Consider the following 8,838-nt stretch of genomic DNA (forward strand, 5'->3'; position numbering starts at 1 on the left):
AAGCGCAGGATAACGATCAGAACACCGAGGCCAGTTCCTTGGCGCCGGGCTTGTTACTGTTGTAATCCATCCGCTCGTTGGTCACCGCGAGCAGCTTCGCCACCGTGTTGTGGCGGACTGCGACGGGATTGCGCTCGTAGCCGCCGCGCTGGAAGAAATTCGAGGTCGGCACCTGGTCGCGCATCGCCTGCGGCATCGTCACCATGTCGTAGCCGGTGCCGTCGCCGGTCAGGTTCATCATCTCGAGCTCGGCGGCGGTGAGCGGTCGGTTGTAGCCCTTGGCACGCGCGAAGATGACCGAGGTCAGCAGCTTGTGGGTCTGCAGCATCGGGCCGACGTCGACGTCGAGCACCATGGCGTGACATGCCCATCCCTGCGGCGTGTCGGCGAGCCGCGCATGCGCCGACCAGTCGTCCGGCACCGTACGCGTGAACGCGACCATCTTCTTCAGCACAGCGAGCTTGTGCTCCATGGCCTTGCGCGCCGGACCTGACGTGGCGGCAACCCGCTGCGTCAACTCGCGCACGAATTCGTGGCCCTGCTCGGCCATCAATTCCACGGTGTTGGTGGTGAGCAGCTGGTTGTAGCCGACGGCGGTCGAAATCGCGCGCTTGCCGCCGTGCTCGATGCCTGACTGCACGTCGTAGCTGCCGGTGCCGCCGGTCTCGAACGAATAGACCCGCACCGCCTGCTCCGGCGTCAGGCCCGCCGCGCGCGCATAACGGGCATAGGCGCGTTTGAATTCCACCTCATTGGCAGGACGCTGCGGTGTGAACTGGTATTGCTCGGCTGCGGCCCGGACGAAATCCGCGACCACTGGAATCTCCTTGCGCGGCGGCCGCGGCTTCCCCTCTTCCTCCTCTGGCACCGGATTCACCGGCCGCTTCGGTCCCCGATAGACCGGAGGCTGCTCAAGTACATAGTCGTCAAGTGTAATCTGCACGCGGTCGCGGCGCTTGGCGTTGCGGGTGCGCCGCTTGTCGGCGATCGCGTCCCAATAAGCGCCCGCGTCCTGCTCGAATGCGGCGCGAGCCTCCTGATATTCCTGCAGCTTGCGGCGATAGTCGGCGATTGCCTGGGGCGACACGGCCTGCGCCATCGCGTTCGCAACGGTCGGCGGCAAAACGCTGGCCTCGCGGGCCAATACGGAGGGCGCACCCGCAGTCAGCGCGAGCGCGACAAATCCAAACCCCGGGCGAATCAATTGCGGGCGCATGAACCTCTTGTAGCAAGCGCAGGCGCGAAGTCAGCCCGGAATTCCCCGGTCCGCGCGCGCCGCGATGCCGCGGAGTTGCGCCGCGAAAACAACATCTTTACCGACGCGACGCAGCCCCTTGTGGCGTGCCTCGCCCGAAAGATGAACAGCCGTTAACGCGGGCGCGTTCATGATCCGCCTACTTCCACGCAAACACCGGCTGCTCGAGATCGGCGACGCGGGTGTCGCGCCCTGCCAGCACTTCGCGGAATTGATAGATCAGTGCCGCCGTCGGCGCATGGATGAGCCGGCCGCCGAGGCGGAACCGTATCACACGCCGCGCACTCTCGGGGATCGAGACGAAGGTGAACGCGTCAGCAGCCTCGACGGCGTCGAGCCCGATGCGATGCACCGAGGCGACCTCGTCCGGGTTCGGCACGATCGCAGCCTTGCTTCCCGCCCAGACCACGACCGGCGTGATCAGATAGCCCGAGCGTGTCGGATAATCGTCGAGTACGCCGAGCACGTCGCTCTCGCCGAGCGAAAGTCCGACCTCCTCATGCAGCTCGCGCAGCGCGGCCTGGGCCTGCGTCTCGCCGGAATCGCAACGCCCGCCCGGCAGCGCCCATTGCGCGCTATGTGCACGAAGGCTCGCGCTGCGGCGGGTCAGCAGGAAGGCGGTGTCGTGGCCGTCATCGCTTTCGGTCAGCGCGAGCGCGACCGCCGCGCGCTTCAGCGTCGGTGTCGCTTCCGCCGGCGTCCGGCGCGTGAACGCGGCACAGAGCTCTGCGATATTCCGCCGGGTGGCATCGTCAAATGTGCGGGCCATTGATCTTGACTACAACACAACAGCGTTTGATGAAATGACGGCTAGCACATACCCCCTCCGATCAATCCTAGTAACCAACGGATCCATCACATGACGGCCAAGGCCGCGGACAAACTCAAATCCGACGGCTGGAAGATCGTCGACACCACCGGTTTCCTGCACTTGGTCGGCCCGCTGTGGCAGCGGATGGACGATGACCTCCCGGAATTCGCACTGATCACCGAGGACAAGCATCACAATCGCCGCGGCCTCGTACAGGGCGGCGTGATCATGACCTTCGCCGACCGCTGCTGCGGCATGACCGCGCGACACGTCTCCGGCAAGCCGACGCTTGCGACGGTGCAGCTCGACACCCATTTCGTGGAGGCCGGCAAGATCGGCGAGATCCTGATCACCCGGCCGCGCGTGGTACGCTCGACCCGCAGCCTGATCTTCATCACCGCCGAGGTGACCGTCGACAAGCGCTGCATCGCGATGGTCAATGGTGTGTTCAAGATATTGAAGAGCGAGAGTTGAAGCGTCATTCTGGGATGGTCCGAAGGACCAGACCCCAGATGCGCAATTGCGCATCGAGAATCTCGAGATTCCGGGTTCGATGCTAACGCATCGCCCCGGAATGACACCCGAAATGAGGGAGCCTCCGCGATGCAATACCGTCAGCTTGGCCGCAGCGGCCTGAAGGTTTCGCCGATCTGCCTGGGCACCATGATGTTCGGCGGACCGACCGACGAGGCGACCTCGTCGCGGATCGTGGCGAAGGCGCGCGAGGCCGGCATCAACTTCATCGATAGCGCCGACGCCTATAACGGCGGCAAGTCCGAGGAGGTCGTCGGCCGCGCGATCTCCAACAGCCGCTCCAATTGGGTCCTCGCGACCAAGCTGGCCAACCCGATCGGCGACGATCCCAATCACGGCGGGCTGTCGCGACGCTGGGTGCTGCAAGCCGCCGACGAGAGCCTGAAGCGGCTCGGCACCGATCACATCGACATCTACTATCTGCACAAGGAAGACCACGCGACGCCGCTCGAGGAGACGGTGCGCGCGATGGGCGACTTGATCCGCGCCGGCAAGGTGCGCTATTTCGGCGTCTCCAACTACCGCGCCTGGCGCGTCGCCGAGATCTGCAATATCTGCGATCGCCTCGGCATCGATCGTCCGATCGCGAGCCAGCCCTATTACAACGCGATGAACCGGATGCCCGAGGTCGAGCACTTCCCTGCCTGTGCTTATTACGGCCTCGGCATCGTGCCCTACAGCCCGCTGGCGCGCGGCGTGCTGACCGGCAAATACGCGCCCGACGCTGCACCGGCGGCGGACACCCGCGCCGGCCGCAACGACAAGCGCATGATGCAGACCGAGTGGCGGCCGGAATCCCTGCAGCTCGCGCAGGAGATCAAGCATCACGCCGAGGCGCGCGGCATCACCGCCGGGCAGTTCGCGGTGTCGTGGGTGCTGAACTCGTCGTTCGTCAGCGCGGTGATCGCGGGTCCGCGCACCGAAGGGCAATGGGACGACTACATCCGCGCGCTCGACTACCGCTTCACCGCCGAGGACGAAGCGCTGATCGATCGCCTTGTCGTCGCCGGCCATCCCTCGACGCCGGGATTCAACGATCCCGCCTATCCGATCGAAGGACGACGAGCGCGAACCGAGCGGCCGCTGTAACCGGCCTCCGGTCATCGGCATCTCGGAATTGCCGAAGCCAAGCTTCGAAGCTTCCGAATTGCGCAAGCGCGGCGTTGGCGGCACGATCGGCGCATGACAACGCTGATGCAGGTGCTTCCATGATCTCGTCCACCACGCTGGAGTGGATCGTGGCGCTGCTGGTCTGCTGGACCTGCCTGACGGCGATCTACCGGTCATCCGCAGCACCCGTGACCTGCGGGCCTCGCTACGCCGCGAGCATGACGTCGCAATCCTTGCCCGTGCCGCCTCCGGACCTCGATGCAGAGGCGGTCGTTCGGGACATGATGCTGCATGATTGAACGGGATGGGCAGACCTCGGAAAGCCTTTCGTCTTCAAATTGCACCCTCGAAAATGAAACAGGGCGGCGCCGAAGCGCCGCCCTGTTCTGATTATCCTTGCCCGCCGCTTACTTGACGAGGTCGAAGCGGTCGGCGTTCATCACCTTGGTCCAGGCGGCGACGAAGTCCTTGACGAACTTCTCCTTGGCGTCCGCACAACCGTAGACCTCGGCGAAGGCACGCAGCTGCGAGTGCGAGCCGAAGATCAGGTCGACGCGGGTGCCAGTCCACTTGAGCGCATTGCTCTTGCGGTCGCGGCCCTCGTAGACGCCTTCGCCGGCATCGCTCCACTTCGTCCCCATGTCGAGCAGGTTGAGGAAGAAGTCGTTGGTCAGCGTCCCCGGCTTGCCGGTGAACACGCCATGCTTGGACTTCTTGGCGTTGGCACCGAGCACGCGCAGGCCACCGACGAGAACCGTCAGCTCCGGTCCGGTCAGCTTCAGGAGTTGCGCACGGTCCACCAGCGCCTCTTCAGGCGTCATGAACTGCGGCTTGCCGCCGATATAGTTGCGGAAGCCATCGGCGCGCGGCTCGAGCGGCGCGAAGGACGCAGCATCGGTCTGCTCCTGCGACGCATCGGTGCGGCCGGGCGTGAACGGAACCTTCACGTTGGTGCCGCCATCCTTCGCCGCCTTCTCGATCGCCGCGGCACCGCCGAGCACGATCAGATCGGCGAGCGAGACCTTCTTGCCGCCGGCGTTGAACTCCTTCTGGATGGCTTCGAGCTTGCCCAGCACACCCTTGAGCTGCGCCGGCTCGTTGACATCCCAGTCCTTCTGCGGAGCGAGACGGATGCGCGCGCCGTTGGCACCGCCGCGCTTGTCGGAGCCGCGGAAGGTGGACGCGGACGCCCACGCCGTCGACACCAGTTCGGACACCGACAGACCCGAGGCGAGGATCTTCGCCTTGAGCGCTTCGGCATCCTTGTCGTCGATCACGGCATGATCCAGCGCCGGGACCGGATCCTGCCAGATCAGCGTCTCCTTCGGCACCAGCGGGCCGAGGTAGCGCTGGATCGGGCCCATGTCGCGGTGCGTGAGCTTGAACCAGGCGCGGGCGAAGGCGTCCGCGAACTGGTCCGGATGCTCGTAGAACCGGCGCGAGATCTTCTCGTAAGCCGGGTCCATACGCAGCGACAGGTCGGTGGTCAGCATCGTCGGCTTGCGCTTCTTCGACGGGTCGAACGGATCGGGAATAATCGCGTCCGCGCCCTTCGCCACCCACTGCTGTGCACCGGCCGGGCTCTTGGTCAATTCCCATTCATACTTGAACAGGTTTTCGAAGAAGTAGTTGCTCCACTTCGTCGGGGTCTGCGTCCAGACGACTTCCGGACCGCCGGTGATCGCATCGGCGCCGACGCCGGTGCCATGCTTGCTCTTCCAGCCCAGGCCCTGGTCTTCGAGCGCCGCGCCTTCCGGCTCCGGACCGATCAGCGACGCATCGCCCGCGCCGTGGGTCTTGCCGAAGGTGTGGCCGCCGGCGATCAGCGCGACGGTTTCCTCGTCGTTCATCGCCATGCGGAAGAACGTCTCGCGGATGTCCTTGGCGGCAGCGACCGGATCCGGCTTGCCGTTCGGACCTTCCGGGTTGACGTAGATCAGGCCCATCTGCACGGCGCCGAGCGGCTCGGAGAGCTGACGCTCGCCGCTGTAGCGCTCGTCGCCGAGCCAGGTGCCTTCCGGACCCCAGTACAGCTCCTCCGGCTCCCACACGTCGGCGCGGCCACCGGCGTAGCCGAACGTCTTGAAGCCCATCGACTCCAGCGCGACGTTGCCGGCGAGGACTAGAAGGTCTGCCCAGGAGATCTTGCGGCCGTACTTCTGCTTGATCGGCCAGAGCAGCCGGCGTGCCTTGTCGAGGTTCGCGTTGTCAGGCCAGCTGTTCAACGGCGCGAACCGCTGCTGGCCGGCGCCTGCGCCGCCGCGGCCGTCGGTGATGCGGTAGGTGCCCGCACTGTGCCAGGCCATGCGGATCATGAGACCGCCGTAGTGACCGTAATCGGCGGGCCACCACTCCTGCGACTCCGTCATCAGGGCCGCGAGGTCCTTGATGACCGCGTTGAGATCAAGGCTCTTGAACTCCTTCGCGTAGTCGAATTCCTTGCCCATCGGATCGGACAGGTTGGAATTGTGATGCAGGACTTGAACGTCGAGCGTGTTGGGCCACCAGTCACGATTCGTGTGTCCGTGGGAACTGCCCGTAAAGGGGCATTTGCCCGCGCCTTCGTCGGTTTTTGCGTCCATGTTTCTTCTCCGAGGTGGTGGATTCTGGAATGTGCTGGAACTCTTCCGAGACTAATTCTACGCGTCCGACTCCATCAGGGGAAATTGACTTTAATGATCGCGCCAATAAGATAATCTGATGATAAATGTCACACTACGGCAACTCAGGTATTTCGATGCGCTGGCCCGTCATGGGCATTTCGGACGCGCCGCGGACGCCTGCGCGGTCTCGCAGCCCGCGCTGTCGATGCAGATCCGGGAGATGGAACAGGCGCTCGGCGGCGTGCTGCTCGAGCGCGGCGCGCGGCAGGTGACGCTGACGAGGTTCGGCGAGGAACTGCTGCATCGCGTCCGCGATATCCTGCGCTCGGTCGACGAGCTCGGCGACTTCGCCCGCGCCTCGCGCGACAAGCTCGCCGGCCGCCTGCGCGTCGGCATGATCCCGACGATCGCGCCATATTTGCTGCCCAAGGTGATCGAGAACCTCGCGCGGCTGCATCCCGAGCTCGATATCCACGTCCGCGAGACCCTGACGCCGAAACTGATCAAGGAGGTGTCCGAAGGACGGCTCGATACGGCGATCGTGGCGCTGCCGGTGTCGGAACCGTCGCTGACGGAGGTCGCACTGTTCTCGGAGAATTTCCTGCTGGTCCGGCCGGACGCCGACGCCGGAACACCGGTGCCGAGCAGCGAACGCCTGCGCGGAATGCGCCTGCTGCTGCTCGAGGAGGGACACTGCTTCCGTGACCAGGCGTTGTCGTTCTGCAACATGCAATCCTCGCCGCCGCGCGAGGTGCTGGATGCGAGCTCGCTGTCGACGCTGGTCCAGATGGTCGGCGCCGGCATCGGGGTCACGCTGATTCCGGAAATGGCCGTGGCCGTGGAGACACGCTCGGCGCCGGTCGTGATCTCGCGCTTCCGGAATCCGCAGCCCTCCCGCACCATCGGCATGGTCTGGCGCAAGACCAGCCCGCTGGCTGCGCAACTCCAGCAAATCTCCGAAGTGGTCTCGCTCGCCGCCGACGCGCTGCATGCGCCGAAGGGGAATGGCGGTGCGAAGGAGGCGACGAAGCGCGCGGGACGGCGGAAGGTTGCTTGAGAGGTTGAGTATTTGCTCCACACCCACAACCGTCGTCCCTGCGAAAGCAGGGACCCATACTCCGTGGCGGTTGTCGTGATGGGATTCGTCGTTCCAGCTTCGCACAACACTAGACATTCGTGGTTATGGGTCCCTGCTTTCGCAGGGACGACAGCGAATGTGTTGAATCGCTATTGAGTCATACGTCCGCATTCTCGCGACATGATTTGTCCGAGTTTTGCATTTCGTTTTCGCCGCTCTTCGCAGAGGGCGCAGGGAAAGCCGGGTGCCGATCGCACCCATGGGTCCCGCGTAATAAAAAAAACGCGGGAGGTAGGACCACAGGTGTAACCGGAAACATCCCGGCTTTCCCTGCGCGGTGGTTTACGGCTTATACGTACTCTCCCCGGTGAGACTGGGCTTTCTTGTCACCGTCATCAGCAAGAGTTCATGCCTCTCGCCGATAAGACACCTGCCACTAGGTGTGGAGCCTCAAGAGGTTGTTCCCGGTCAATCCGAGTCTGCTGATCGGTGGCTTTGAGCCGATACTGCCATGAGGACGATGCCAGTTGTAGCAATGAAGCCATCGTGGCAACTCGGCTGCTCTTTCTGCTGAGGTGTTGTAGGCCTGCGCATAGGCCCATTCTCGTAGGCTGGTTTGAATGAAGCGTTCGGCCTTGCCATTGGTTTTGGGTGTATAGGGCCTGGTGCGGATGTGCTTGAGGCCGAGGCGCTTACACGCCCTTAGGAAGGCGAAGGATTTGTAGCACGCGCCGTTGTCGGTCATGACGCGCTGTACCTTCACGCCGAGGCTCACGTAGTAGGCCACGGCCGCCTTGAGGAAAGCGATGGCGCAACCCTTTCGCTCGTTCTTCATGACCTGGCTGAAAGCGATCCGTGACGCATCGTCGATGCAGACATGTACGTATTCCCAGCCTGGCCCTTGACGGCGAGAACGCAGATTGCTCGACCCATGTCGATCGCCGGTGATCCGATGGCCGATCCGATTGAACTTGCCGAGCTTTTTGATGTCTATGTGGATCAGTTCACCAGGATGCTGGCGCTCATAGCGCCGGATCGGCTCGGCCGGCTCCAGGGCAGCCAGCCTGTTCAAACCGAGTCGGCGCAGGATACGGCTGACGGTTGCTGCGGAGACCCCAACTTCGAGCGCGATCTGTTTGCCGGTGTGGCGCTGCCGGCGGAACGTCTCGACAGCGGCGCATGTGGCTGCCGGGGTTTGGCTTGGCAATGAATGAGGCCGCGAGGAACGATCCCGCAAACCATCGACGCCTAATGCGCGGAAGCGCTTGACCCATTTGGCGACCGTCTTTGCCGTCACATTGAATTGGAGCGCGGCTGTGGCCTTCGTCAGGCCGCCCTCGATCACGCTCCGCACCATCGCCTCTCGACCTTTCGGCGTCAAAGGCGCATTCTTGTGGATGTTCATCTGGTCTCTCCGGGGAACACTGAAGTTTCGCAACCTCAGCTT

At 63.9% G+C, this 8,838-nt stretch carries 9 protein-coding genes; 4 read left to right on the top strand and 5 right to left on the bottom strand.

Annotation, left to right across the window (positions count from 1 at the left end; genetic code table 11):
- Positions 1–16: 16 nt before the first annotated feature.
- From AS156_RS05370 to AS156_RS05375, 3 genes are read right to left on the bottom strand one after another with little or no spacing between them, the layout of a single operon-like run.
- Positions 17–1,216: a hypothetical protein gene (locus tag AS156_RS05370; RefSeq protein ID WP_066500975.1), complete on the bottom strand. Its 1,200-nt coding sequence runs from the start codon at positions 1,214–1,216 to the stop codon at positions 17–19.
- A 30-nt stretch (positions 1,217–1,246) separates the two neighbouring features.
- Complete coding sequence (locus tag AS156_RS42715; protein WP_160331059.1) at positions 1,247–1,387, bottom strand: hypothetical protein; 141 nt, start codon at positions 1,385–1,387, stop codon at positions 1,247–1,249.
- Positions 1,388–1,394: 7 nt separating this feature from the next.
- Positions 1,395–2,024: an NUDIX hydrolase gene (locus AS156_RS05375; protein ID WP_066500977.1), complete on the bottom strand. Its 630-nt coding sequence runs from the start codon at positions 2,022–2,024 to the stop codon at positions 1,395–1,397.
- A gap of 90 nt (positions 2,025–2,114) precedes the next feature.
- Between AS156_RS05375 and AS156_RS05380 the strand changes: the two genes are divergently transcribed.
- From AS156_RS05380 to AS156_RS05390, 3 genes are all read left to right on the top strand, one after another.
- Positions 2,115–2,540 (top strand): PaaI family thioesterase, encoded by a 426-nt coding sequence (locus AS156_RS05380; protein ID WP_066500979.1) that lies wholly within the window; start codon positions 2,115–2,117, stop codon positions 2,538–2,540.
- Between the two features lie 129 nt (positions 2,541–2,669).
- Positions 2,670–3,689: an aldo/keto reductase gene (locus tag AS156_RS05385; RefSeq protein ID WP_066500982.1), complete on the top strand. Its 1,020-nt coding sequence runs from the start codon at positions 2,670–2,672 to the stop codon at positions 3,687–3,689.
- Between the two features lie 119 nt (positions 3,690–3,808).
- On the top strand, positions 3,809–4,009 hold the full coding sequence (locus AS156_RS05390; RefSeq protein WP_066500983.1) for a hypothetical protein: 201 nt from the start codon (positions 3,809–3,811) through the stop codon (positions 4,007–4,009).
- 108 nt (positions 4,010–4,117) lie between these two features.
- Here the strand turns inward: AS156_RS05390 and katG are convergent, their stop codons facing one another.
- Complete coding sequence (katG, locus tag AS156_RS05395) at positions 4,118–6,292, bottom strand: catalase/peroxidase HPI (protein WP_066500984.1); 2,175 nt, start codon at positions 6,290–6,292, stop codon at positions 4,118–4,120.
- 118 nt (positions 6,293–6,410) lie between these two features.
- On the opposite strand from katG, the gene AS156_RS05400 reads away from it, so the two are divergent.
- A complete protein-coding gene (locus AS156_RS05400) occupies positions 6,411–7,370 on the top strand; it encodes a LysR substrate-binding domain-containing protein (RefSeq protein ID WP_066500986.1) in 960 nt (319 codons plus the stop codon).
- Positions 7,371–7,827: 457 nt separating this feature from the next.
- Here the strand turns inward: AS156_RS05400 and AS156_RS05405 are convergent, their stop codons facing one another.
- Complete coding sequence (locus AS156_RS05405) at positions 7,828–8,796, bottom strand: IS481 family transposase (RefSeq protein ID WP_066500989.1); 969 nt, start codon at positions 8,794–8,796, stop codon at positions 7,828–7,830.
- Positions 8,797–8,838: the final 42 nt, after the last annotated feature.

Origin of the sequence: Bradyrhizobium macuxiense, from assembly GCF_001542415.1 — a bacterium.
Taxonomy (GTDB): Bacteria; Pseudomonadota; Alphaproteobacteria; order Rhizobiales; family Xanthobacteraceae; genus Bradyrhizobium; species Bradyrhizobium macuxiense.

Bases quoted from the DNA above. Each gene is read 5' to 3' on its own strand.
- AS156_RS05370 (WP_066500975.1), bottom strand. From the start codon at position 1,216: ATGCGCCCGCAATTGATTCGCCCGGGGTTTGGATTTGTCGCGCTCGCG.
- AS156_RS42715 (WP_160331059.1), bottom strand. From the start codon at position 1,387: ATGAACGCGCCCGCGTTAACGGCTGTTCATCTTTCGGGCGAGGCACGC.
- AS156_RS05375 (WP_066500977.1), bottom strand. From the start codon at position 2,024: ATGGCCCGCACATTTGACGATGCCACCCGGCGGAATATCGCAGAGCTC.
- AS156_RS05380 (WP_066500979.1), top strand. From the start codon at position 2,115: ATGACGGCCAAGGCCGCGGACAAACTCAAATCCGACGGCTGGAAGATC.
- AS156_RS05385 (WP_066500982.1), top strand. From the start codon at position 2,670: ATGCAATACCGTCAGCTTGGCCGCAGCGGCCTGAAGGTTTCGCCGATC.
- AS156_RS05390 (WP_066500983.1), top strand. From the start codon at position 3,809: ATGATCTCGTCCACCACGCTGGAGTGGATCGTGGCGCTGCTGGTCTGC.
- katG (WP_066500984.1), bottom strand. From the start codon at position 6,292: ATGGACGCAAAAACCGACGAAGGCGCGGGCAAATGCCCCTTTACGGGC.
- AS156_RS05400 (WP_066500986.1), top strand. From the start codon at position 6,411: ATGATAAATGTCACACTACGGCAACTCAGGTATTTCGATGCGCTGGCC.
- AS156_RS05405 (WP_066500989.1), bottom strand. From the start codon at position 8,796: ATGAACATCCACAAGAATGCGCCTTTGACGCCGAAAGGTCGAGAGGCG.